This window comes from Algicola sagamiensis DSM 14643 (genome assembly GCF_000374485.1).
Taxonomy (GTDB): Bacteria; Pseudomonadota; Gammaproteobacteria; order Enterobacterales; family Alteromonadaceae; genus Algicola; species Algicola sagamiensis.
Map to the genome: position 1 here is coordinate 1 of NZ_KB894497.1, position 23,708 is coordinate 23,708.

The 23,708-nt window shown below is 44.0% G+C and carries 20 protein-coding genes, 1 tRNA gene and 1 pseudogene; 9 read left to right on the plus strand and 13 right to left on the minus strand.

What is annotated here, in order from left to right; genetic code table 11:
* A partial coding sequence (locus C505_RS22160) for a transposase (protein WP_018692730.1) occupies positions 1–265 on the plus strand: 265 nt, incomplete at its 5' end.
* Between the two features lie 29 nt (positions 266–294).
* On the opposite strand, the gene C505_RS24335 is transcribed toward C505_RS22160, so the two are convergent.
* Entirely contained in the window at positions 295–468 is a 174-nt protein-coding gene (locus tag C505_RS24335; protein ID WP_018692731.1) for a hypothetical protein, read from the minus strand.
* Positions 469–990: 522 nt separating this feature from the next.
* Between C505_RS24335 and C505_RS0111350 the strand changes: the two genes are divergently transcribed.
* Positions 991–1,191 carry a hypothetical protein gene (locus C505_RS0111350; protein WP_018692732.1) on the plus strand — a complete coding sequence of 67 codons (201 nt, stop codon included), beginning with the start codon at positions 991–993 and terminating at the stop codon, positions 1,189–1,191.
* Between the two features lie 167 nt (positions 1,192–1,358).
* Here C505_RS0111350 and C505_RS0111355 read toward each other — a convergent pair.
* The 6 genes from C505_RS0111355 to rpsU all read right to left on the minus strand — a co-directional run bounded on the left by C505_RS0111355 (position 1,359) and on the right by rpsU (position 8,971).
* Positions 1,359–1,435: transfer RNA gene (locus C505_RS0111355), tRNA-Ile, on the minus strand.
* A gap of 101 nt (positions 1,436–1,536) precedes the next feature.
* The gene (locus C505_RS0111360) at positions 1,537–4,242 is read right to left on the minus strand and encodes a choice-of-anchor B family protein (RefSeq protein ID WP_018692733.1); all 2,706 of its coding nucleotides are present in this window, start codon (positions 4,240–4,242) and stop codon (positions 1,537–1,539) included.
* A 194-nt stretch (positions 4,243–4,436) separates the two neighbouring features.
* Positions 4,437–6,296: an RNA polymerase sigma factor RpoD gene (rpoD, locus tag C505_RS0111365; protein WP_322786044.1), complete on the minus strand. Its 1,860-nt coding sequence runs from the start codon at positions 6,294–6,296 to the stop codon at positions 4,437–4,439.
* A 149-nt stretch (positions 6,297–6,445) separates the two neighbouring features.
* A complete protein-coding gene (dnaG, locus tag C505_RS0111370) occupies positions 6,446–8,200 on the minus strand; it encodes a DNA primase (RefSeq protein WP_018692735.1) in 1,755 nt (584 codons plus the stop codon).
* 92 nt (positions 8,201–8,292) lie between these two features.
* Positions 8,293–8,736, minus strand: a complete 444-nt coding sequence (locus C505_RS0111375) for a GatB/YqeY domain-containing protein (protein ID WP_018692736.1) — start codon at positions 8,734–8,736, stop codon at positions 8,293–8,295.
* 19 nt (positions 8,737–8,755) lie between these two features.
* Positions 8,756–8,971: a 30S ribosomal protein S21 gene (rpsU, locus tag C505_RS0111380; protein WP_018692737.1), complete on the minus strand. Its 216-nt coding sequence runs from the start codon at positions 8,969–8,971 to the stop codon at positions 8,756–8,758.
* 210 nt (positions 8,972–9,181) lie between these two features.
* Here rpsU and tsaD point away from each other — a divergent pair, with 210 nt between their 5' ends.
* Positions 9,182–10,195: a tRNA (adenosine(37)-N6)-threonylcarbamoyltransferase complex transferase subunit TsaD gene (tsaD, locus tag C505_RS0111385; RefSeq protein ID WP_018692738.1), complete on the plus strand. Its 1,014-nt coding sequence runs from the start codon at positions 9,182–9,184 to the stop codon at positions 10,193–10,195.
* A 71-nt stretch (positions 10,196–10,266) separates the two neighbouring features.
* On the opposite strand, the gene plsY is transcribed toward tsaD, so the two are convergent.
* On the minus strand, positions 10,267–10,869 hold the full coding sequence (plsY, locus tag C505_RS0111390) for a glycerol-3-phosphate 1-O-acyltransferase PlsY (RefSeq protein ID WP_018692739.1): 603 nt from the start codon (positions 10,867–10,869) through the stop codon (positions 10,267–10,269).
* Between the two features lie 161 nt (positions 10,870–11,030).
* Here plsY and folB point away from each other — a divergent pair, with 161 nt between their 5' ends.
* Genes folB through C505_RS0111405 form a run of 3 tightly spaced genes read left to right on the plus strand, consistent with a single transcriptional unit; the run spans position 11,031 to position 12,718 of the window.
* Positions 11,031–11,384, plus strand: coding sequence for a dihydroneopterin aldolase (gene folB / locus C505_RS0111395; protein ID WP_018692740.1), 354 nt, complete (start codon positions 11,031–11,033; stop codon positions 11,382–11,384).
* A gap of 4 nt (positions 11,385–11,388) precedes the next feature.
* Positions 11,389–11,886, plus strand: a complete 498-nt coding sequence (folK, locus tag C505_RS0111400) for a 2-amino-4-hydroxy-6-hydroxymethyldihydropteridine diphosphokinase (RefSeq protein ID WP_018692741.1) — start codon at positions 11,389–11,391, stop codon at positions 11,884–11,886.
* Between the two features lie 31 nt (positions 11,887–11,917).
* Positions 11,918–12,718, plus strand: coding sequence for an undecaprenyl-diphosphate phosphatase (locus C505_RS0111405; protein WP_018692742.1), 801 nt, complete (start codon positions 11,918–11,920; stop codon positions 12,716–12,718).
* Here C505_RS0111405 and C505_RS0111410 read toward each other — a convergent pair.
* A complete protein-coding gene (locus C505_RS0111410) occupies positions 12,715–13,854 on the minus strand; it encodes a CCA tRNA nucleotidyltransferase (RefSeq protein WP_026317905.1) in 1,140 nt (379 codons plus the stop codon). The genes C505_RS0111405 and C505_RS0111410 overlap by 4 nt on opposite strands.
* A gap of 135 nt (positions 13,855–13,989) precedes the next feature.
* Between C505_RS0111410 and C505_RS22165 the strand changes: the two are divergent.
* Together C505_RS22165 and C505_RS0111420 are read left to right on the plus strand one after the other, a co-directional pair.
* Positions 13,990–14,967, plus strand: a pseudogene (locus C505_RS22165) (ExeA family protein); the annotation flags it as partial.
* A 36-nt stretch (positions 14,968–15,003) separates the two neighbouring features.
* Positions 15,004–15,963 (plus strand): general secretion pathway protein GspB, encoded by a 960-nt coding sequence (locus C505_RS0111420; protein WP_018692745.1) that lies wholly within the window; start codon positions 15,004–15,006, stop codon positions 15,961–15,963.
* Here C505_RS0111420 and C505_RS0111425 read toward each other — a convergent pair.
* The 4 genes from C505_RS0111425 to C505_RS0111440 form a co-directional block, all read right to left on the minus strand.
* Entirely contained in the window at positions 15,960–17,162 is a 1,203-nt protein-coding gene (locus tag C505_RS0111425; protein ID WP_018692746.1) for an HD-GYP domain-containing protein, read from the minus strand. The two genes, C505_RS0111420 and C505_RS0111425, sit on opposite strands and share 4 nt — an antisense overlap.
* Before the next feature lie 81 nt (positions 17,163–17,243).
* A complete protein-coding gene (locus C505_RS0111430) occupies positions 17,244–17,924 on the minus strand; it encodes an SMI1/KNR4 family protein (protein WP_018692747.1) in 681 nt (226 codons plus the stop codon).
* Positions 17,925–17,984: 60 nt separating this feature from the next.
* The gene (putA, locus tag C505_RS0111435) at positions 17,985–21,152 is read right to left on the minus strand and encodes a bifunctional proline dehydrogenase/L-glutamate gamma-semialdehyde dehydrogenase PutA (protein WP_018692748.1); all 3,168 of its coding nucleotides are present in this window, start codon (positions 21,150–21,152) and stop codon (positions 17,985–17,987) included.
* 172 nt (positions 21,153–21,324) lie between these two features.
* A complete protein-coding gene (locus C505_RS0111440; protein WP_018692749.1) occupies positions 21,325–21,999 on the minus strand; it encodes a TIGR04211 family SH3 domain-containing protein in 675 nt (224 codons plus the stop codon).
* A 185-nt stretch (positions 22,000–22,184) separates the two neighbouring features.
* On the opposite strand from C505_RS0111440, the gene C505_RS0111445 reads away from it, so the two are divergent.
* Entirely contained in the window at positions 22,185–23,696 is a 1,512-nt protein-coding gene (locus C505_RS0111445; RefSeq protein ID WP_018692750.1) for a CYTH and CHAD domain-containing protein, read from the plus strand.
* The last annotated feature ends 12 nt before the right edge of the window (positions 23,697–23,708 follow it).

Genomic DNA, 23,708 nt, shown 5'->3' on the forward strand with positions numbered 1-23,708 from the left:
CGACTTTCCAGCGGAGCACTGGCAACATATTCGAACGACAAATCCAATCGAGTCCGTGTTTGCGACGGTTCGTTTAAGAACCACGAAAAGTAAGCATTGTGGCAGTCGAAAAACGACACTGGCGATGGCTTATAAGCTGCTGGTAACCGCACAAAATAAATGGCGTCGATTGAGAGGCTACCGCCTTCTAGCGGATGTCATTGCAGGGATCGAATTCAAGGATGGAGAAAAAGTAACGTCGGATGATCAACAGGATGCTGCATGATCATGTCATACACCAGATTTGACTATAGCTCAACGATCTTGAGCCATTGCGGCTAACTGTATAGGGAATAATGCCAAACGAATAGTTTTGACTGCATCTACTCCAATGTTACTGGCTTCTTGTAGGGTTTCCTTAACACCGTCAGAATACACTTCTTTTGTAAGTTCAGGAACGGCTTTGATTGCATCTAAAGCATCTTTCATTTACAAACCTCCATATTTTATAGGGTTTCTAATAGGTAGGGATGGCCATGGTAGCTTACCTCTACAGCCTTTTGCAAACACACTCTAAACTCAAAAATTCACTCCTCCTCGCCTGCCGGGTTTTGAAAATTTTTGCGCAATTTTGACACACTTTCTGACATGAGAGGGTAAGGTAAAGTCTTGTTGTATAAGGTTCTGAGAGACTTTTAGAGACCTTACACCGTGTCAAAATTTGGACACGTTTTGACACGATTGGACATTTTTTGACAAGAAAGGGTTGCAAAGAAAGCTGTTCCTAATTTATGCTCACTTCTGAGGCGTCGAAACCTCTCTAAGACGGAATACCCAACCCCGTGAGTGTTGGTTTTTTTGTGCCTGTTGTTTGGTATAATCACAGCGCCGGGAGGGCGACTAATAAAACACCTTACGGGGAAATACGTCCGCGGTTTCTTAGAGCCGTTTCGAACCTCCTGGCATCCACGCAGTTAAGTGGTAATTCGAAAAAAATCTAAGGAGGTCATCATGGCCACTCAAACACTGTACACTCAGGAGCAACTGCAACAGCTCTCTCAATTGGATCACCCTAGCATTGATATCGTAAACTTGGCAGAAGCCGCCCAAGAGCTTTTATTGCGACAAGCAGAGCAGGGGAAAGACTGGTCCTCAGCAATTCACATCTTACTGAACGAAATTAAATCGCAATTTGAATCCGGTCATCATTAAATTCACTTGAAAAAGCTCTCAATTCGAGGGCTTTTTACCCATGACAAAAATATTGCAATCTGGTCTGATGTGACCCGAATGTGACACTTTTGGCCTTGTGACACTGTATGTGACACTAATTTTAGGAACGTAAGAAAAAGGGCAAGCCCTTGAATACTAAGGAAAGGTGGTGGCCCCTCCCAGACTTGAACTGGGGACCTACCGATTATGAGTCGGTTGCTCTAACCAACTGAGCTAAGGGGCCGTACAGGAAGGTAAACTCCAAGACGGCGCCAAGTATATCGGATTTATTGGGGGGATGTCACCCCGAAACATCGGAAAATCGGGGTGAATGTGTTTGATTGTTTACGATTTAGACGGATTTGTTTCTGCTTGACGTAATCCCAGCAAAATCATGAGATTGATCAAGAGGCTTTGCGAGAATAAACCGCTGTCGTCAGAGTCACTTGCAAGTCCTTGTTTTCTTGTTTGTGCATTAAATGCGACTTGGCTATTGGCCTGTATACCAAATTCATCGAAAACCGTTACCTGAAACTGCACATCTTCACTGCCGGTGTAGACTGCGTGAATGCTACTTTTTGTAAGCGAATCCGGGCTGATCGTTGGACCAGAGATCTGCTTCCATTGATAGGTCAGTGGTGTATCCTGATCATCTTCTGCAACCGCGCTGAATGTCAGCAGGTTATTGGACTCTTTCACACTTGCAGTCACCTTGGGTGCTGTGTTGGACTCATCATCCGCAATGGTGACTAAAACAGTCTTATCCGAAAGGTCGACACCTGAGGGAGTGCTGAGATGGACTTTCAACGACTCCGCGTTCTCTTTTTCGCTGTCATTGACGAGCGGTAAAAGAATGCGCTTTGACTCGCTATCCCCATTTGACCATTGTAATGTGCCCGAAGCGCTGGAGAAGTCTTGTGATAGAGTTGCGGAAACAGCTTCAACTTGCCAGTTGACTGTCACAGCACCTTCACTGCCCCCCAACCGGGATAGCTGGATTTCTGCATTTTCATTCGTCTCCAATGCTCTTAAGCTGGCATCCTGTACCTCAATACGACCAATTTGTGGCATACCACCTTTGATTTCAACGGTTGCCAAGTTTGGTATTGTGAGGCGTGCGCCATTTTGTGGATTGAATAAGCGCAGTACAAATGTTCTTTTGGTCAGCGGATTTAATCCTGGGGTGATCTGAATCGTAAAACGTTTTGGTTCGCTATCATTTGCGGCCCAAGAAAGCGTTCCTTTTGTTGTCGAATAGTCCTTTGTGCTTGCTCCTGCCGCAATCGCTTCATAGCCGACAGTGATCGCTTGGTTTGCAGAACCAGTCCGATTGACACTGATCTCTAGGGTATTCCCCCGAGCAGTCTGGTAAATCTTCTTGGAAAAGCTGAGCTTGCTTTGATCTTCTGCCTGTTCCTTCAAGACATATAATCCCCCCTGGATGTCACTGACAAGAATGTTTCCGCTTGGGAGGTACGGATAAACACCCCATGCGCCATTGAAGGATGTGTTGTCGTTGGGTGGATAGGTATCAAAATGTGCTGCTTCATAAGTATTTTCTGGGTCGGTGATATCCAGAACAGTTAGGCCGCGTGCGTAATTGGACATGTAATAACGGTTACCGCGTACAAAGCCATTATGATCGATCGCTTTGGTTGGGCCTTGCCAAACCTTGATGAGTTTTGGGTTCGTCAGATCGCTCATATCGAAAATTCGTAATGTCGTATTTAAGCCATGGTTACTTTCATCCAATTCATCATGAACCAGCATCATCAGACGGTCTTCGGACCACCACCCGGAGTGAACATAGCTTGCATTTGTGTATGTCGTTGTGCTGAGCTTGTTTGGTGATGCGTTGTTCGATTTATCCCAGAGATAAATTTCTTCTTCATTAAAATCCATGAAGATTTCACAGTAGTCGCTGGCACTACTACATTGGCTTTTTCTCGAATCCGAAATCGTCAATGAAGATACATCATGGCTATATTCGCTTCGGTTGCTATGGCTTGCCCGATAATGAAGTGTCGGAGCCGCAGGAGAGTTCAGGGCATAGGTATTGAAGGCACCACCAGAGAGAGACATACCTGCCAAGTGAAGATAGGGCTGGGACTCATCCAGTGCCACGTTCAATCCGTATTCAACATTACTAAGGTAAATGTTATGCGCCCGAATATCTGTGGTATCAAGCTTGATGACATCTGCAGAAGAAGGGAGTTTATTGAGATCGATGATCATCATACCAACAGACGCCGCATCTGCGGTGACATAAGCATAAGAAAACCACTTCCCTGCTTTCTTATCGTAATATTGATAAACTTTGATATCACGCCATGTTGTACTTTGACTCGGAATGGAAGTGACGACCTTCGGATCATCAGGTGTACTTACATCCACGATTCCGACACCATTTCTCAAACCGATAATGGCATATTCACGGCCATTATTCAGATCGTGATGCCCCCAAATATCGCTGGCTGCACTTGGGTTAACTTCAAACTCACTTAAGGGAACATGAGAGACTAGATCGATATTCTTACAGGTAAACTGGCCTGCTTTACCATTTTCGCATGTGATGTTTCGCTGAGCCTCCTTCATTGCAGAGAGCTCTGTCATTTTTGCTGCGATATCAGTGGTGTCCTTCGACTTTTGATCCACGATCACATCAAAGCCTTTTCGAGCAAGTGGTGCGATATATTCTGGTGGGATCCCAACGAGGGTCACGACATTTCTTTGTGACTCTGTTGTCCGATACTGACTTTGAATATCATAGCCAGGCTGAATTGGAACAATTTCACTGAGCAAGTGCAGTAGAGTATCAGTATCCTGAATTTTGTAGGTCCCGGCACTTAAAATGATCCGGTCTCCCTTGTTGGCTTTTGTCACCGCATATTGAATGGTTTTACATGGTGTTTCTGCTTGTGCACAATTTCCCTTATCAATGCCATCCGGCGCAACATATTTGGGCTTTCCATGCTCAGAGTGAGCCAGAATATTTGGTGTAAAAAAAATGAGTGGCAGTACTGCTGTTAGGGCGAGCGAGGCGCGTGTCATAAGCTGGTCTTCCCGTTGTTAACAGTGGGTAAATTATAAGAGGTGTTGACAATTTCTCCAGTAAAAACACGAAGATAAACAGCTAGTTCCTGATTTGTATACAATTTCTTTTTTGTTTAACAAAAGGGGAGACTTAGGGAGGCAGAAGGGGGAAATAGAGAAAAGCCAGAGCTTAAGTGCCCTGGCTTAATCAATTACTCGTCTAAGAAGCTTTTGAGCTGCTCAGAACGTGATGGGTGACGAAGCTTGCGTAATGCTTTTGCTTCGATCTGACGGATACGTTCACGGGTAACGTCGAACTGTTTGCCGACCTCTTCCAGCGTATGGTCCGTGTTCATATCGATACCAAATCGCATGCGAAGTACTTTTGCTTCTCTTGCTGTAAGGCCTGAGAGGACTTCGCGTGTTGCATTTTGTAAGCTCTCCATCGTGGCAGAATCAATTGGTGAGTCAATCGTTCCATCCTCGATGAAATCGCCAAGATGCGAATCTTCATCATCGCCAATTGGTGTTTCCATCGAAATTGGCTCTTTTGCGATTTTAAGTACCTTGCGGATCTTGTCTTCCGGCATCATCATTCGCTCTGCAAGTTCTTCTGGCGTTGGCTCATAGCCTTTTTCCTGAAGCATCTGGCGAGAGATACGGTTCAGCTTATTGATCGTTTCGATCATATGAACTGGGATACGGATTGTTCTTGCTTGATCGGCAATTGAACGTGTGATCGCCTGACGGATCCACCAAGTTGCGTAAGTTGAGAACTTATAACCACGGCGGTATTCAAACTTATCAACGGCTTTCATGAGGCCGATATTTCCTTCCTGGATCAGGTCAAGGAATTGAAGACCACGGTTGGTGTACTTTTTCGCGATAGAAATAACAAGACGTAAGTTTGCTTCAACCATTTCTTTTTTCGCACGGCGCGCTTTTGCTTCACCGATAGACATCTGACGGTTGATGTCTTTGACACGGTCAACAGAAAGGCCTGTTTCTGATTCAATTGCAATCAACTTTTGGACACAACGTTCGATTTCGTCACGGTATTCTGCGAGTTTTGCCGAGTGTTTTTCATTTGCTGCAATCTGCGCATCAACCCATGCGATGGAAGTTTCGTTATTGGCAAATTCACGAACAAATGCTTTTTTCGACATTTTTGCGCGTTCGACACAATACTTCATGATGATACGTTCCTGAGTACGGATACGATCCATCATTTTGCGCATGTTATCGACGAGATTATCAAACTGTTTTGGGACAAGACGGAAACAACGGAAGCTCTCACTCAGTTCCTGAATAGCTTGCATTGTGTCTGCGTGGTCGCGCCCTTTCGACTCTGTCGATTTTAAAACTTCTTCGTAGAGTGCTCGAAGATTTTGGAAGTGTTCACGGGCTTCTTCAGGATCTGGGCCTGTATCTTCTTCCGTTTCACCTTCTTCGTCATCCGACATCAGGTCTTCATCTTCGTCCGCAAGTTCTTCCTCCGGAACTTCAGAGCCGATGTGAGTGGCTGAAACAGGTGAATCATCAATTTCGTTGGGATCAATAAATCCAGAGATAATGTCGCTTAAGCGAACCTCTTCTGCTTCAAATTTATCCCACTGAGCAAGTAAGGACGAAATCGTTTGAGGATATTGAGCGACAGACTCCTGAACTTGGTTGATGCCTTCTTCAATACGCTTTGCGATATCAATCTCGCCTTCGCGAGTCAGGAGTTCGACAGTTCCCATTTCACGCATATACATACGCACTGGGTCTGTAGTACGTCCGATTTCCTTTTCTACACTAGCAAGTGCCTGTGCTGCAGCTTCTGCGGCATCTTCATCGGCAGTTGATTCCTGCATCATCAAATCATCAGCATCAGGAGCGGTTTCGCAAACCTGAATACCCATATCATTGATCATGCTGATAATATTTTCTACTTGGTCGGAATCAACGATATCCTGAGGCAGGTGGTCATTGACCTCTGCAAATGTCAGATAACCTTGCTCTTTACCTTTTGCAATAAGCAATTTCAATTGCGACTGAGGAGATTGGTCCATAGAGAGATTCTCTTCCACCTGGTTGGTTCAACAAATACGTACGGCGCAGTGAATTTCGCATTATAACAGAGAACTGAAAACAGTTCCATCACCGATCAGATACGTTTTATAGTTTAGCAAAAACGACGTAAAGCCTCGTTCAAATCATGTGGGTCATGAACTGGTTACTATTGAGCGTTGGCTTCACTTTTATTTTGGTTAAGAGCCCGCAAAATTAAATTGAGCTGTTGGCGCTCTTCTGGTGTGATGCTGCCTTGCTTTGCCTTTAACAATAAGTTTTCAGCACGATGATTTAAGCATTCATCTTCAATGAATTGATAGGTCTCGCTAAACTCTTTTTCAAGGGAGTCATCTGACACTTCATGCACCCATCCAGCTAGGCGCGCAATCGCAGACTCATGTGGGGTGTTACGATAATATTCAAGTATCTGAGCGGTATTGACAGATGACTTTTGTAAAATGACCGCTTGTAAGTCCAAGAGAAGCTCGATCCCAGGGAGTTTTGTGTTGACCAGAGAGGGGTTATAAGGAACAGTTTTTGCCAAACTAGGATGTTGAACGAGTAATCCAATGACACGTCGCATTGGTGTGATCTTTAGTTTCGGGGCAGAAACAGGCTTGTCAGACTTTGTTTTAAAGAAACGATCCAGCTGCTGGACTTCTTTACCAAGTAACTGTGCAAGCTTTTCAAGCAACTCCAAACGATAAAAATCACTTGGTACTTTTTCAATCAGTTGTTGGCTTTGTGCGAATAGCATCGATTTGCCAGCTTCAGTCGTGATGTCGACATCCTGAAGAAGTTTATCAAAAAAGAACTGTGTAAAAGGCTGAGCATTGTTGATCCGTTCTTCAAACTGGCTTTGACCTTCTTTTTGAATCAAAGAGTCAGGGTCTTCCCCATCAGGCAAGAAGAGAAAACGTAAGTCTGTCCCGTCTTTCAGTTGGGGCAGGGCATTCTCCAGTGCTCTCCAAGCTGCATCTTTTCCTGCTCGGTCTCCGTCATAACAGCAAACTGTTTGCTTTGCGCTTCTGAACAAGCGTTGCAAATGATCGGAAGTCGTACTGGTACCAAGGGACGCAACAGCATAATCGATTCCAAACTGAGCAAGAGCAATCACATCCATGTAGCCCTCGACAATAAGGACACGGTCTAATTGCTGGTGCTTACTCTCTCTGGCTTCGAATAGACCATATAGCTCTTGGCCTTTGTAAAATATCCGGGTCTCTGGTGAATTTAGGTATTTGGGAGTTGAATTATCTAAAACACGGCCGCCAAAGCCGACAATTCGGCCACGGCGATCTCGGATCGGAAACATGATCCGATTGCGGAAAAAGTCGTAACGCTTGCGACGATCATTTTCTGTGATGAGCTTCAGATCAAGGAGTGACTGCGTTGTGTCTTTTTGTGTTCCGAACGTTCTTAAAACTTGATCCCAGTCATTCGGTGCAAAGCCTAGCTCAAACTTTTGAATAATATGTGACTCAATGCCTCGTTGTTCGAGGTAGGAAAGCGCAGTTTGGTTTTGACTCAGCTTTTGCTGGAAAAAACGGGATACTTTTTCCATTAAGCTGAAATCATCCGGTGTGCCTTTGGGCTTTTTCGAATAATTTTGTGCGCCTTGCTCCCTAGGAACTTCTAAATTGAGTTGACCTGCAATATCCTCGATAGCATCGACAAACTCTAGGTTCTCATATTCCATGAGAAAACTAATCGCATTGCCATGTGCACCACATCCGAAGCAATGGTAAAACTGCTTTTCTTGACTGACTGTAAAAGATGGTGATTTTTCGTTATGGAATGGACAACAAGCTTGATGGTTTTTTCCAGCTCGTTTGAGTGGAACGCGCTGGTCAATTAGATCAACGATATCTATTCGAGCAAGTAACTCGTCGATAAAGTGGCGTGGAATTCTTCCTGTCAAAGTGACCTCAATGTCAGAGTTGAATGAACATTGGGCAAGAGAATTGCTGCCACGCCGGAGCGCGGCGGCAAATATTTATAAGCAGATCTTGATTAGCTCAGATTTGCTTTGACCAGCTGAGAGACCTTACCCATATCGGCGCGGCCAATCATTTGTGGTTTTAGCAAACCAATCACTTTGCCCATTTCCTGCATGGATGCGGCACCGCTTTTTTCAATCGCATCTTTGATCAGTGCGTTGATTTCCTCTTCAGTCAGAGGCTTTGGAAGAAATTCTTCCAAAACAGCGAGCTCAGCGGCTTCTGCGTCTGCAAGATCCTGACGGTTTGCACTTTCGAATTGTTCAATTGAGTCACGACGTTGTTTGACCTGTTTGGTCAAAACAGTTGTGACATCTTCATCACTCAACTCTTTGCGCGTATCGACTTCAACCTGCTTGATTGCAGCCAAAACCATACGGATCGTACCAAGACGAGCTTTGTCCTTGGCTTTCATCGCAGACTTTTGAGCATCTTTTAATTGCTCTAGAAGGCTCATGAAATGGGTCCTTGATTGCTTAGTAAAGTTTTACGCGACGTGCGTTTTCGCGAGCCAGCTTCTTAAGCGAACGCTTAACAGCAGCAGCTTTTTTGCGCTTACGCTCAGCAGTTGGCTTCTCGTAGAATTCACGACGGCGAACTTCTGATAGGATACCTGCTTTTTCGCAAGAACGCTTGAAGCGGCGAAGTGCTACGTCAAACGGTTCGTTTTCTCTTACTTTGATTACTGGCATTAAATCATCACCTCAGTAAATAAATTAGTTCCAGTCGATACCAGACGATTCTGAACTAATTCTAGTCAGTTGATTAAAAATGGTGCCGTATTCTAATCTGAATCATCATGTAATGTAAAGTTGTCTTACGTAAAAGCTGGAGAAAATGTTTTGAGGGATGTAAAATCGCGCTCTTTGTATGAAATATGATAATGGCTGTGAAGGTGTGGTATGCGTGTATTAGGTATTGAAACCTCCTGTGATGAAACCGGAGTCGCGATTTATTCTGAGGCAGAAGGTTTACTGGCGCACCAACTTTATAGTCAGGTCAAACTGCATGCGGACTATGGTGGTGTCGTTCCAGAACTCGCTTCCCGTGACCATATTCGCAAGACTTTACCACTCATTCAAGCAGCATTAAAAGAAGCCAATCTATCGCATACTGATCTAGATGGCATTGCATTTACTCAGGGCCCAGGGCTGGTCGGCGCACTCCTCGCCGGTAGTAGTATTGCGCGATCACTCGCTTACGCTTGGAAACTTCCGGCTGTTGGTGTGCATCATATGGAAGGGCACCTGCTGGCGCCGATGTTGGAAGATACCAAACCTGAATTTCCATTTCTTGCCTTGCTGGTCTCAGGCGGGCATACGATGATGGTTGCAGTAAAGGCGATTGGTGAGTATGAGATTTTGGGTGAATCGATCGATGATGCAGCTGGCGAAGCGTTCGATAAAACAGCGAAGTTGCTTGGTCTCGATTACCCAGGTGGCCCGTTACTCGCTAAAATTGCAACACAAGGAACGGAAGGGCGCTTTAAGTTTCCACGTCCGATGACTGATCGTCCAGGATTGGATTTCAGCTTTAGTGGTTTGAAGACATTCGCTGCGAATACAATCGCGAAGGAAGGCGATGATCTGCAAACACAGGCTGATATCGCGCTTGCATTTGAACAGGCAGTTGTTGATACATTGGCGATTAAGTGTAAACGCGCACTGGAACAGACGAAAATGAAACGCCTGGTGATTGCTGGTGGAGTGAGTGCAAATCAACGCCTTCGTGAACAACTGGCGGTGATGATGGAAAAACTAAACGGAAAAGTATTCTATCCAAGGACTGCATTTTGTACAGATAACGGTGCAATGATAGCTTACGCAGGTTTAGCGCGATTAAAAGCGGGTCAAACATTAGATCTGGCAGTAAAAGCGCGTCCTCGTTGGCCAATCAATGAATTACCGCCGCTTTAATATTGATGCCGTTTCATATCATGACCCCCTGATTGAATGGCGTGCTAATGTCACGCCTTCCATGCTTGTTTTTATTCTTTTAGCTTTTTCCCTTTATCCCAGATCTTGCTTTCTTTCCCCAGATAAAGACGAGCAATGTTTTCCTTGTGTCTGGCGATGATCAATACTGCGAGCATCAGAACAGGAATGGTATACATGGGTTTGATAAAGAATGTATATACAGGTGCGAGTGCAAAAGTCACAACGGCAGCTAAAGAGCTATAACCAGTAATCAATGCTACGAAAAGCCAAGTCACAAGGAGCAAACACGCTAATGACCAGCCGATTGGAAACATAGCGCCAAGTGCTGTTGCGACAGCTTTACCGCCTTTAAAGCCGAAAAAACATGGGAAAATATGCCCGATGCAAGCAGCTAAAGCGACAAACCCAAGTGCAATCGGCTCAAGTTTAAAAAAATAAGCAAGCCAGACTGGTATCGTTCCTTTTAATACATCACCAAGTAATACAAGAGCAGCAGGTCCTTTTCCCGCGATCCTTAAAACGTTGGTTGTACCAGGATTGTTTGAGCCGTCAGTTCGTGGATCAGGGTGTCCAAAAGCACGGCAGACAATCACAGCGGAACAGAGTGAACCACAGAGATAGGCCAGGACAATCATGATGAGCGACAAGAACATGAATTAGTGTTTCTCAAGGTTGTTTTTTGGGTTAGTATTGCCAACGCTTTCCGGTTTTCAGAAGCAGTCCCCATATAGACGGGTAGGATAACGCTTTTTGCGCTTGCATGTTATCCGACCTGAAAGTTCATAGTAATGTTTTCATCATAAGAAGTCACGGGATGGATAGAGTATTTATTCAACAGCTTGAAGTAGACACGGTGATTGGTGTTTACGAATGGGAAAAAGAAATACGCCAACAATTATTGTTTGATATTAATATGGCATGGGACAACGCATGTCCTGCTGCACAGGATGATATTCATCTGGCTTTGGATTATGCCGCTGTGTCTGAACGAGTAACGACATTTGCCAAAACACATACATTTGAATTAATAGAAACGATGGCCGAAAAAGTCGCAGCATTGATTTTGCATGAGTTTTCTGTCCATGAAGTCACAATAACACTACGAAAACCAGGTGCGGTTCACAATGCAGCATCCGTCGGTGTTCAAATTTGTCGGAAGAGAAGCTAAGTCCATGGCACGTATTTTTATCAGTATTGGCACGAATATCGATCGGGAACATTATTTAAATCAGGCATTCCATGGTTTGAATCAAGCTTTTCAAGGGCTGAAATTCTCCCAAGTTTATGAATCCGAAGCGGTTGGTTTTGAAGGTGAAAACTTTTATAACCTTGTGGTTGAAGCCCAATCGGATGCTTCAGTTGAACAAGTGGTTTCGATTTTAAAACAAATTGAAGACAAGAATGGCCGAGTTCGTGGTGGCGAAAAATTTAGTGCGCGAACACTCGATCTGGATTTATTACTGTATGATGATGTTGTATGTCAGGAACCAATTTCTCTTCCCAGAGACGAAGTGCTGACAAATGCATTTGTTTTACTTCCATTACAAGAACTGGCGCCATCATTAGAACACCCGCAAGTTGGCCAGACGATGGAGGAATTGTGGCAAGCCTACGAGAAATCAAAGCAGTCGCTTTGGCCGATAGAATTCTTGTGGCCACAAAGCGCGTAAATCGAATGCATCAAAATAAGAAGAAAAAGATATGAATTGGTTAGAAGCAATTGTACTTGCGTTGATACAGGGACTCACAGAGTTTTTACCAATTTCCAGCTCAGCCCACTTGATCTTGCCAAAGGAAGTTCTGGGGTGGGCTGAACAGGGTTTAGCCTATGATGTCGCACTTCATATCGGGACGCTGATGGCGGTGATGGGGTATTTCCGTAAAGAAATTTATCAGATGTTTGTTTCTTGGTGCCGATCTTTCACGGGATACTCAGATGAACATAGCCGCCTTGCCTGGTTAGTTATCCTTGGGACAATCCCGACGGGTCTTATTGGTTTTATTGCACACGACTGGATATCCGAAAATCTGCGTTCAGCTTCGGTTATCGCAGTGACTACACTGATATTTGGTCTGTTATTGGGCTTGGCTGATATCAAAGGGAAACGAGAAAGAACGACTCAGCAAATGAAATGGCAGGATGCACTTTGGATTGGTTTGGCTCAGGTTCTTGCTTTAATCCCAGGGACGTCACGCTCTGGAGTGACAATTACAGCAGCACTAGCACTGGGTCTGGACAGACAGGCGGCCGCTCGGTTTTCATTTTTGCTCTCTATTCCGACCATTCTTGCTGCGGGCGGATTGGAGTCAGTGAAGCTGGCAAAAAGTACTGACCCGGTGAACTGGACAATTATGGGGACGGGGGTTTTGGTTGCCTTTCTCAGTGCTTATGCTTGTATTCATTTGTTTTTGAAATGGATTGAGCGCATTGGCATGATGCCTTTTGTCATCTATCGACTTCTACTAGCCGCGGCATTGTTTTTAATGATTGCGCTGACTTAAGTCAGCGCATCTGATTCGGACAAAGCCTCATTGATTTTGCTGATCCGTCTTTTTTCCAACTCCTTTTTAATTTGAACACCTTCGAATCCGTCTTTGATCACATCTTGGACATTGACTGTAAGTGCTGCTTGATAACAGGCTTTAATCATCTTTGTATGCAGACTTTCAATATTCTTTTCAGTGATTTGGCATAACTTCAATACATCATCAAATCGTTCTTCTTTTCGCCAGACATCAATACTATTGAGCATCTTCAGTACTTTTTCTGCAGTGAACGGTGTTTTCTGCTGGAAGAACTGCGTATAAAGTGCTGTAAATTGAGCGAGATCTTTCACCTCTTTTGGCATTCTTAGTTTTTCCGAGGCTGCAGTCAGTCGCGCGGATTTTCCATCTTGAATATCAAAACCTAAATCTTGAAATAGACTCGCTAAACGTAATGTTGCACTGAATTGCCGTGATTCAGCATAGTTTAACCGCTCTTGTGTAGACTGTTGCCAGGATTGAGCGAGTTCAGGACAAAACACTTCAAGCGCGCCAATGTCCAGAAGAGTTTGAACAAATACGGCAGCATTGTTTTCTGTAAATGTCTTTTCGAACTCTTTCCAAATCCGCTCAGGGGTCAGATGTTCAAGCTCTCCCGTATTGACCATTTGTTTCATCAAAATTTCTGTTTCCGGTGCAATCTGAAAGCCATATTCATGATATCGTGCAGCAAATCGAGCGACACGAAGCACACGTAAAGGATCCTCTGCAAAAGCTTCTGAAACATGACGAAGGACTTTATTCTCAAGATCTTTTTGCCCATCATAGGGATCAACAAGCGTCCCATCTGCGGCTTGTGCAATGGCATTGATCGTTAAATCACGACGTTGCAAATCTTCTTCTAATGTGACATTTGGTTCTGCATAACAGGTGAACCCTTTATAGCCATGGCCTGTTTTTCTTTCTGTTCTTGCCAGTGCGTATTCTTCTTTTGTTTCTGGATGAAGAAATACCGGAAAATCTTTTCCGACTTGTTGAAAATGACTGGAAAGCATTTCTTCCGGGGTTGCACCGATAACAACCCAGTCTCTTTCAGTAACTTGACGACCCAATAGTGAATCTCGAACTGCACCACCAACTAAATAGACATCCATTTTTTTACCTCTAAGACCAATCAGGATGATGATTGTGGATTGGTATTCATACAACTTTATGCCATTATACATGCCTTGAATAAAGTATGTTGATAACGAATTTTTTGCGCAATAAAACTTTCAGCAGGATAGGATATGTACCGCGGATTTTTTGGCCTGACCGATGCACCATTTTCCATAGCTCCCAACCCGGATTATTTATTTTTAAGTACGCGCCATAAAGAGGCTCTAGCTCATTTAAAATATGGGCTGGGAGAGAGTGGTGGGTTCGTCTTATTGACAGGGGAAGTTGGTACAGGAAAAACAACGATTTCTCGCTGTATGCTAGAGACGTTACCAGAAGATACTCAAGCCGCATTCATCTTAAACCCAACGTTATCTGCACAAGAGTTGTTATCCACGATTTGTGATGAGTTAAAAATTTCGTACGCTGATGTCGAGGAAACACTCAAGTCACTTACGGATAAAATCAAAGCACATCTTCTTGAGAATCATGCAAATGGCAAGAGTACACTATTGCTGATTGACGAAGCACAACATTTGCAGCCAGAAGTTCTGGAGCAGCTACGTCTATTAACGAACCTTGAGACCAATACGAAGAAACTTTTGCAGATCATTCTGATTGGTCAACCGGAATTGCAGGAACTGCTCAAGCGACGTGATCTTCGCCAGCTTGCTCAGCGGATCACTGCTCGTTATCACTTAATGCCACTGACGGAACAGGAAGTGGCTTATTATGTCGCGCATCGACTTCGTGTTGCTGGGTGTGAACGCCCCATATTTGAAAAAAGTGCGATGAAAGAGCTTCATAAACAGTCAGGTGGTGTGCCTCGGCTCATCAATCTGATCTGTGAGCGGGCCCTCATGGGAGCGTATGCCATGCAGCGGCAGTCAATTAATCGAAAGCTTATTGAAGCCGCGGCAGATGAAGTGTTACTTCGGAATTTATCTTCTGATGATGTACTTGTTGAATCGGCCTCCTCACGTCTCAAGTGGTTTATGATTGGTCTTCTATGCTTATCCATGTTCTTAGCTGGTGGGATCTTTTTTGAAAAGAAAGTTAAAATCACGCTAGGCTCTATTATGGAACCTATTGAGTCGAATGAAGTCAATACAGACTCTCAAGTATCAGAAGAAGGGTAGTCGGACATGTCGTTTTTACTGGAGGCGTTGAACAGAAAGCAAACAGAGCAACAAACCTCACCGCGGGGGGAGCAGCTTGCTCAGCCAACGTTTGTTGCCTATGCGCCAGAGAGTTCTCCCAATCGTCTTATTTATGCTGTGATTGCGCTTGCAGTCCTTCTTGCTTTGTCTGTTGGCTTTATCCTCGGGCAGTTTGGCTTGAGTTCAATAACATCACAACCCGCTTTGCAAAAGCAACCCATTCCTACATCGCAGGCTCATACACAAAGAACCCAGTTAAATACAAACCTAACCCAAGCAAAAGATATTTCATTAATTCAGCCTGATGTGTCGCCAACGGTTGAATCCTTGTCTGAAGAAAATGAGAAACTCAATCAAAAACTGAGTGAGATTGAAGCGAAAATTTCAACACTACAGACGCCAAAGACAATGCCTGCTGAACCACAGCCTGCTTCAATTGTTGCAAAGTCAGCATCAACAACAGAAACAGCTTACGAATGGGACTCGAAAAAAGGGATCTCTAAAGTTCAAACTGAGATTCAAAAACCACGGGAAATCACAAAACAAGTTCAGGACACACAAGTGAGGTCTCAGGAGCCAGAATTGGTTGAAGAGCTACCATTAGAAGATGTTTCTCCAGAGCTAGTGCGTAGCTTCCAAGCTGCCATGCAAGCGAGTTCATCACCTCAAGAGAGAGAACCTCATCAATCAAATCGCGTGACGGATTTACATGATATGCCAGTCTCATTTGTGAAAGATGTCCCTCGTCTTGCTTTTCAAACACATATCTTCGCGACAGATGAAAATCAACGTTGGATCAAGGTGAATGACAAGACGTTACAAGAAAAACAGTGGATCACAGCAGATATTCAAATCCGCAGAATTGAACAAAACCACGTCATCATGCGCATGTACGGTGAAGATTTTTCTCTGCCCGCACTTACAACCTGGGAAGGCATGCCCTAAGAAGAAAATAAGACGGTATTGACGAAACGGTGAAGGTCTATTTTATATTCTTCGGCCTTTGCCGGGCTTTCAATATCATCGGAGATCTTAGGATCTGCTAAATTAATATCTCTAATTTCCGTATATCGATAAAACTTTGTACTATAAAAAGTTTTGACGATGGGACGAAGGGGTTCAGCTTTGTTCGATTCCATGACAAGACCAATTTTATCACTCTTAAGTTTGACGAGTGAGCCGACAGGGTGAACGCCCATACAATTAATGAATTTATTCACGAGATCGGTATCAAAATGAGGGCCTGAATCCTTTCTAAGGATTTTTAGCGCAGCAACGGGTGGCATACCATCTTTGTAGCAACGATCGCCCGTTAACGCATCATAGACATCACAAATTGCAATCATCCGTGCATATATGGATAGCTCATCAGCATCAAGTGCATGTGGGTAACCTGTACCATCCAGCTTCTCATGGTGAAATGCAGCAACCTCCAGTGTGAGTTCATCAACATCATGTTCTAGCAACGCATTCCGACCATGGACAACATGCATTTTCATTTCACAAAACTCTTCTTCCGTGAGTTTACCTGGTTTATTGAGGATCTCATCGGGTACTTTGATTTTGCCAATATCATGCAGGAGTGCGCCAATCGTGATGCTTAGGATTGTTTGCTTGTCCATTTCTAGAAACTTGCCGAAAATAGCCATCAATATCGCAACGTTGATCGAATGCTCCAGTAAATATTCATCTTTCGAACGGATACGGGTCATAAAAGAAAGCGCATCATGATTCCGGAAGACCGAATTGACCATATTGCCACCAATGTCGATAAAGGAACCGACATCAATTGGGAGATCGCTTTTCAAACAGCTTAAAGCTTTACGTTGGAGAACTTTTGCCTCTCGGTAAATGTCTTCTGCACGGATCAACTCCTTTTTGATGGGGATCTTTCCATCAACCATTTCATCTTCTTCATCTTCCTCAATCGGCTCTTCTTCAGGTTCTTCTTGCTCATCTTCGCCTGGAAGTCGCTTATCGGTATCGACGGTGACCACTAAAATACCAGAACGTTTCAAGCTTTCAATCGCCTCAGCCGTTCTGACCCAGCCTTTGGTTTTGATTTTCTTGCGACCTTTTTGCTTGAGTACACTATTGACGAACATGCCTGGTTCAAGTTGGTCAACATCGAGTGTTTCGATCATGGAAAAATATATTCTCGAATAAGAAAGACACCTGTTATAAAGGTAGCAAATTCTTGACCTACTTGAGGATAAATGACCGGATTAACGTCGATGAGAGCGATAAAAGCGACTGAGCTTCTCTTCTGCCTCTTTTTGACTTCTCGGATCGTCAAAGTTTTCTTCATCAAAATCTATGTCATCAAAATTGTTTTCATTCATTCTTTCTTTTTTCTTCAATATCAGGCCGTTTTGCTCGAGGTGTGAAAGAAGGTTTTTAAAGCATGATGGAATTGATTCAGCGTATACAAACCGGGCGGTTTGCTCGAGTGATAGATAAATTAATTGGCCAAACGTACCAGTTGGTCCTGGGTTAAGGTCAACCCATAATGTTGCTTGGCGATTGTCGTCAGCAAACGGAAGCCAGTGTGGATCAAACAACTTGTGCTGTATGCTCTGGTGTGTATCAAATAGTTCAAGAAGGTGCGCCGATTTTGCTGCTTTTTTCTGATAATTTTGCCGGGTTTGAATGATCTGACTTGGTTGAAGTAATAGCTGCATTGTTTCCAGTGTTCCATCTCCAAAGAGAGATTGAATACATGGATTGGGCTCATCAAGCATCAACCATGTTATGTATTCTTCTGGCAATTGTCGTTGAAAATAATTGGCTAATTCCGCGATGTCTTGTGTTTGGTTTGGTTGCTTTGGGTGCCTGATATATTCAGGTGCATGCGCCTGAAACCATTGATTGAGGCGGAGGTAAGCAGTTTGAACATCAGTTTGCATCTTGGTTGCTCCTGATGAAAGTGAGAGAAATTCCCCAGCCGTGAGGCTGGGGAAGTGTGATTAACCATCACCTAACGCAAGTAGTGTTGCATTACCACCAACAGCGGTTAAGTTATTTGTGCGCGTTTTTTCTGTCACAAAACGGAACAGATAGTGTGGTCCACCTGCTTTTGGTCCTGTACCGGAGAGTCCTTGTCCACCGAATGGTTGAACACCAACAACAGCACCAATTTGGTTGCGGTTGATGTAGACATTACCAACCTGAATACGATCAGCAATATACTGAGCATGGGATTCGTTTCGGCTATGAATACCAAGTGTTAACCCAAAACCAGTATTGTTGATGCTGTCCAGAACCTTCTCCAAATCTTTTGATTTGTAACGAACAACATGAAGGATTGGACCGAAGTTTTCTTTCTTCAGATCGTCGATCTGGTTGATTTCAACTAATGTTGGCGCGACATATTGACCTTGGTTCGTTTCTGCTGGAAGTGCAAGTTGATTGAGGATCTTACCATATTGCGTGACTTCCTGTAGATGTGCTTCAAGGCTTCCTTTTGCATCTGAATCAATGACCGGGCCGACATCTGTTTTGTACAACCAAGGATCGCTGACACTCAATTCTTGCATTGCGCCTTTGATTAATTCAATCACACGGTCAGCGATATCGTCTTGAAGGTAAGCAACACGACATGCAGAGCATCGCTGTCCTGCACTTGTAAATGCTGATGCAACAAGATCTTGCACAACTTGCTCAGGAAGTGCTGTACTATCAACTAACATCGCATTTTGGCCACCTGTCTCAGCAATCAATGTGGCGATAGCACCATTCCGGGCAGCAAGTGCGCGGTTGATCACTTGTGCTGTCACTGTTGAACCCGTAAAGCAAACACCGACAACTCGCTCGTCAGAAGTCAGGCGAGCACCAACAGTTGCACCATCACCAGGAAGAAAATGGAGGACATTTCCTGGGATACCTGCTTCATGCATCAGCTGAATGGCACGATATCCAACAATACCAGTTTGCTCTGCTGGTTTCGCAAGAACAGTATTACCAGCAACAAGTGCTGCTGCAACTTGACCTAGGAAAATCGCAAGCGGGAAGTTCCAAGGGCTGATACACACGAATGCGCCACGGCCTTGAACCGACAGTTCATTTGATTCACCCGTTGGTCCTGGCAATGTGATTGAGCCTGCAAGGTGGTTGCGTGCTTGGTCTGCGTAGTATCGACAGAAATCAACGGCTTCACGGACTTCATCAATGCCATCTTGCATCGTTTTCCCTGCTTCGCGGGTACATAATGCAATGAGCTCGTGTTTATTGGACTCAAGGAGGTCGGCAACTTTATCCAAATAAGCAGCGCGTTGTTCAACAGGGGTGTCACGCCATGACGGGAATGCCTTGACGGCACTGTCCAATGCCTGATTTGTGATTTTTTGATCGGCCCAATAAATTGTGCCAACTTCTAAAATTTGATTTTGTGGGCTATGTACAGCTTTGATGTCATCACTGAAGACATCTTTTCCATCAACAATTGGGGCAGCAGTCCATTTTTGTGTTTTAAACTGATCTAGCCCTTGGAAGAATGGATTTGCTTGTGACTCAATATGCAAATTTGTGCCTTGGGAGTTCAAGCGCTCGCCATAGATATGCTGTGGCAAAGTGATTTTGTCATTCGCCAGAGATTCAAACTTTGCCAATGTGTTGACTGGGTGTTCGGTCAAGCTGCTGACGGGTGTATTTGGGTCAATCAACTTATGAACAAATGATGTATTTGCTCCATTTTCCAATAGACGTCTCACAAGATACGGCAGTAGATCTTTATGCTCTCCTACAGGTGCATAAATACGACACTGAGTGCCATTCGCCTTGCTGAGTACAGTATCGTAAAGTTCTTCACCCATCCCGTGCAGACGCTGGAATTCGTACTGACGATCGCCAGCAATATTTTGAATACAAACAACTGTATGTGCATTGTGAGTTGCAAACTGAGGGTAGATCGCCCCACGTGTTGCATCGCTAAGCAAGAAGCGGGCGCATGCGAGGTAAGAGGCATCTGTACTCGCTTTACGGGTAAAGACCGGATAGCCTTCAATTCCCATTTGCTGACACAATTTGATTTCGCTATCCCAATAAGCGCCTTTGACAAGACGAACAGGGATTTCATCGCCTTGCTCTTTTGCAAGTGCAGTCAACCAACAAAGGACTGGAAGTGCACGTTTTGAGTAAGCCTGAACAACAAGACCTAAATTGCCCCAGCCTTTTGCAATATCGCTACGATAAAGTTTTTCGAATAGATCGAGAGACAGCTCTAAGCGATCCATCTCCTCTGCATCAATAGTAATGCCGACATTTTGCTCTCTTGCTTGGGCAATGAGTTTGCCAACACTATCTGCCATTTCTGTCAAAACGCGATCAGAACATGCAACCTCATATCTTGGATGTAGCGCGGATAGCTTAATCGAAATTGTTGGGCGAGAAATGGCTGGGTTACGGTAAGTTTCTTCGCTGACTTTTTTGATTGCGTTTGAATAGGATTGCCAGTATTTCTCTGCATCTGCCATCGTTAAAGCGGCCTCGCCCAACATATCAAAGCTATGGGTATAGCCGTGCTCACGAGACTTGTGTGCGGACTTCAATGCTTCGCCAATATTACGGCCAAGGACGAACTGTTTGCCCATGATTTTCATGGCTGTGTACATGGAGCTGCGAACAACGGGTTCACCAAGCTTATTCACCATACGATTCAGTAAGTTGCTTGGCGATCCATCCATCTTTTTGTCCATATGCAGGACTTTGCCGGTCAGCATTAATCCCCATGTAGAGGCATTAACAAGTAAGGAGTCACTTTGTTTTAAGTGCTTTTCCCAGTCTGCACCATCGAGTTTATCCTTAATCAATGCATCCGCGGTTGCTGCGTCTGGAATACGAAGCAAAGCCTCTGCAAGGCACATTAAGATGATACCTTCTTGTGTATCCAAGCTGTACTCTTGAAGAAATGCATCAATGCCATCACCACCAGAAGCGCCTTCGCGAACTTGGCTGACGAGCGCCTCTGCATTGCGAGTCAGTTGATTCAACTCGTTGGGATCATTTGGGACAAGTTTCAGTAATTCTTGTAAATACTGATCTTCGTCAACAATATAATTGTTGGTGATTGCTTGACGAAATTGGGATAAATCGACCGGCGCATAGCCCGGTGCTAAAACCTCACTGGCTTTGAACATAGTTAAACCTTATCGAAGTGGCTTGATGAGTGCGAGAAATTCGCAAGCCGTGTTCAAATTTGCTCGCCAGTATATAGAATCCAAATCCAAAAAAGAAGAATGAACATCACGCTTTTGATAGAAGGGGACGAGGCAATCAATATACCTCATCCTTTATAATGAAAAATTGGCCTTATGACCAGTAGTTTGGCTCTCTTCTAGTCTTACGTCCCATCGTCAGGCTAATGATTAATCCCAGCAGAAACCCACCGCCTGCAATACATGCACCGTAGAGCATAAACTCAGTTTGTTGGGACTGACCTTTTTCTGAGAGGGCAGCCCTTAATTTTTTGACTTCTTTCGTCAGCTCGGCCTGTTTTTTTTGCAGTTTATCGTTCTGTTCTTCCAACAGCGCATTATCTTCTTGTAATGGGGTTAAAGAAACACTGGCTTCCTCAAGTTGCTGACTAACTTGTGTCATTTCTTTTTGTAATGTTGCCAATTTTAATCGAAGACCAGGACCTGTCTTCACAAATTCCTTTTGGATCCAGCCATCGCGCCCTTTGACATCTGTAATTTTAACGTATCCGTCCTTTTCTGACTCAGGGTGAATTTGAACTTCATGACCAGAAAATGTATTTCCAATAATTCGATAATTCTTCCCTGGGCCGGAATGATAGTAGACGATGACTTCATCGGTGATAAAAGCAGTTTTGGCGGGAATAGATGGTGCTTCTGGAGTGGGTGAAGCTTCAGGTGTGTTTGTCGCGGTCGTTTCTGTTGATTGTTGCGTTTCCACTTCTGCAAATGATTTGAAAGCGGTTCCTGAAAATATAAGTGTGAGCGCGAAAAAACATGGCTTGAACATTTGCCTTCCCAGTTTATGTTTTAATTTTCGATAGGTTAGAGGCTGCATATTAGAATTACTCTACACCTAAGGCAAGTGTAGATGAAAACTTGGTGTTTTTTCGTGTGATTGGATGTGGATATCACTTGCATGCCACAGTGGTGTTTAGTAATGTTGATCTGTTGTAATTCATGAACCAGGCCCGAATGGATACTGAAATAGAAATTAAGCTGCTTCTGTCTGCATCAGAAAAACCTTTATCTGATGTGCTTGCCGACTTTTGCCAAGTCTTATCCAGTGATAAAAAACAACTGAAAAATACCTACTATGATACCCCCGAACGGACACTTCGTTATTATGACATTGGTCTGAGAACGCGTTGGGTTGATGGTGCTGGAGAGCAAACGATTAAGTTATCAGGAAAAGTGGTGGGGGGCATGCATCAACGACCGGAATTTAATCTTCCGATTACGCATGATGAGCCGAATTTAACTCAATTTGATTCTAAGATTTGGCCGGAAGGGTTTCCATTTGGTGCAGTTTGTTTGCAACTGGCACCGTTGTTCTCAACAGATTTTGAGCGGCAAAAATTCCAAATTCAATACGAAAACACACAAGCGGAAGTTGTTTTAGACCAAGGTTATATTTCAGCAGCATGCAGGCAGCAGCCTATCTATGAAATTGAAATTGAACTGGTCGATGGCAAGGTTGAAGATTTATTTGCTATCGCGAAGCACATCGCTGCCCAATATCAGGTTCGATTAGGTTCTCAGAGTAAAGCAGAGCGTGGGTATCGGCTTGCTGACCAGAATCCACTGACGGCCTATCAGTCGTTAGGGAGTGTGCCGCTTGAGCGAAAGATGACTGTGGTAGATTCGCATCTAGCGTGTCTCACTTATGGATTAAAAACTCTTCAACACCATGAACAATGTTATCTTCAAACGGGTGACATTGTCGCCTTATATCGTGTTCGCGATGCGCTTGCGCTGATTCGACATACGCTTTGGTTGTTTAAGGGATTCATCCCGAAATCTCTTAGCCAAGCACTTCATGATGATTTAAAGTGGCTACTTGGCGAATTAAAATGGGTTGATGCTTTTTTTCATCTAAATATCCTGGTCGAGTACCAAGGTCGGCAAAAAAAGAAAAAAGAACTTTGGCAGGCTTTAGAAACCATATTAAATGAGGAACAAAGCCAGCTTCCGCAAAGAGAAACAGTAGAAGCTTTATTTGTTGATAAACGATATACCCGTTTGATGTTTGGTCTTGGAGAATGGTTACTGGGTATTCCTTGGAAGGACACATTGAGTCCATTAGAGAAGGACACATTAGTTCAACCCATTATTTTAGAAGCTAGTGCACTCTTAGAAAGAGACTGGCGAGAGATCAGTAAGTTACTTCCAGAAGAAGAAACGATTGAGGCAGAAAAATATATTGGTCAGCAAGGTTTACTTCGTAGAAATTTACTAACAGGTGCCTGTCTTGGCGAGTTGTTTGAGCCAGAAGAACGATTGGAGTTTAGAGCCCCTTGGATGGACTTGCTTCAAGGAATTGATGAGCTAGCAACTTACGCATATCTTCAGGAAAAGCAAACAAGCCTTGCGCCACAGACGCAAACGGTGCTGCAATCCTGGTTGGCCCGTAAAATAGAGAGTGTATTGCTAGCCATGGAGCAATCACGATTATCAGGGCTAAAACTGGAACCTTACTGGCGATAACCCTGAAAAGAA

Bases quoted from the DNA above. Each gene is read 5' to 3' on its own strand.
- C505_RS0111430 (WP_018692747.1), bottom strand. From the start codon at position 17,924: ATGCAAACTGATGTTCAAACTGCTTACCTCCGCCTCAATCAATGGTTT.
- C505_RS0111375 (WP_018692736.1), bottom strand. From the start codon at position 8,736: ATGAGCCTTCTAGAGCAATTAAAAGATGCTCAAAAGTCTGCGATGAAA.
- C505_RS0111420 (WP_018692745.1), top strand. From the start codon at position 15,004: ATGTCGTTTTTACTGGAGGCGTTGAACAGAAAGCAAACAGAGCAACAA.
- C505_RS0111360 (WP_018692733.1), bottom strand. From the start codon at position 4,242: ATGACACGCGCCTCGCTCGCCCTAACAGCAGTACTGCCACTCATTTTT.
- C505_RS0111440 (WP_018692749.1), bottom strand. From the start codon at position 21,999: ATGTTCAAGCCATGTTTTTTCGCGCTCACACTTATATTTTCAGGAACC.
- C505_RS0111425 (WP_018692746.1), bottom strand. From the start codon at position 17,162: ATGATCGAAACACTCGATGTTGACCAACTTGAACCAGGCATGTTCGTC.
- C505_RS0111405 (WP_018692742.1), top strand. From the start codon at position 11,918: ATGAATTGGTTAGAAGCAATTGTACTTGCGTTGATACAGGGACTCACA.
- plsY (WP_018692739.1), bottom strand. From the start codon at position 10,869: ATGTTCTTGTCGCTCATCATGATTGTCCTGGCCTATCTCTGTGGTTCA.
- C505_RS0111410 (WP_026317905.1), bottom strand. From the start codon at position 13,854: ATGGATGTCTATTTAGTTGGTGGTGCAGTTCGAGATTCACTATTGGGT.
- C505_RS0111350 (WP_018692732.1), top strand. From the start codon at position 991: ATGGCCACTCAAACACTGTACACTCAGGAGCAACTGCAACAGCTCTCT.
- C505_RS24335 (WP_018692731.1), bottom strand. From the start codon at position 468: ATGAAAGATGCTTTAGATGCAATCAAAGCCGTTCCTGAACTTACAAAA.
- folB (WP_018692740.1), top strand. From the start codon at position 11,031: ATGGATAGAGTATTTATTCAACAGCTTGAAGTAGACACGGTGATTGGT.
- C505_RS0111445 (WP_018692750.1), top strand. From the start codon at position 22,185: ATGGATACTGAAATAGAAATTAAGCTGCTTCTGTCTGCATCAGAAAAA.
- putA (WP_018692748.1), bottom strand. From the start codon at position 21,152: ATGTTCAAAGCCAGTGAGGTTTTAGCACCGGGCTATGCGCCGGTCGAT.
- tsaD (WP_018692738.1), top strand. From the start codon at position 9,182: ATGCGTGTATTAGGTATTGAAACCTCCTGTGATGAAACCGGAGTCGCG.
- rpsU (WP_018692737.1), bottom strand. From the start codon at position 8,971: ATGCCAGTAATCAAAGTAAGAGAAAACGAACCGTTTGACGTAGCACTT.
- folK (WP_018692741.1), top strand. From the start codon at position 11,389: ATGGCACGTATTTTTATCAGTATTGGCACGAATATCGATCGGGAACAT.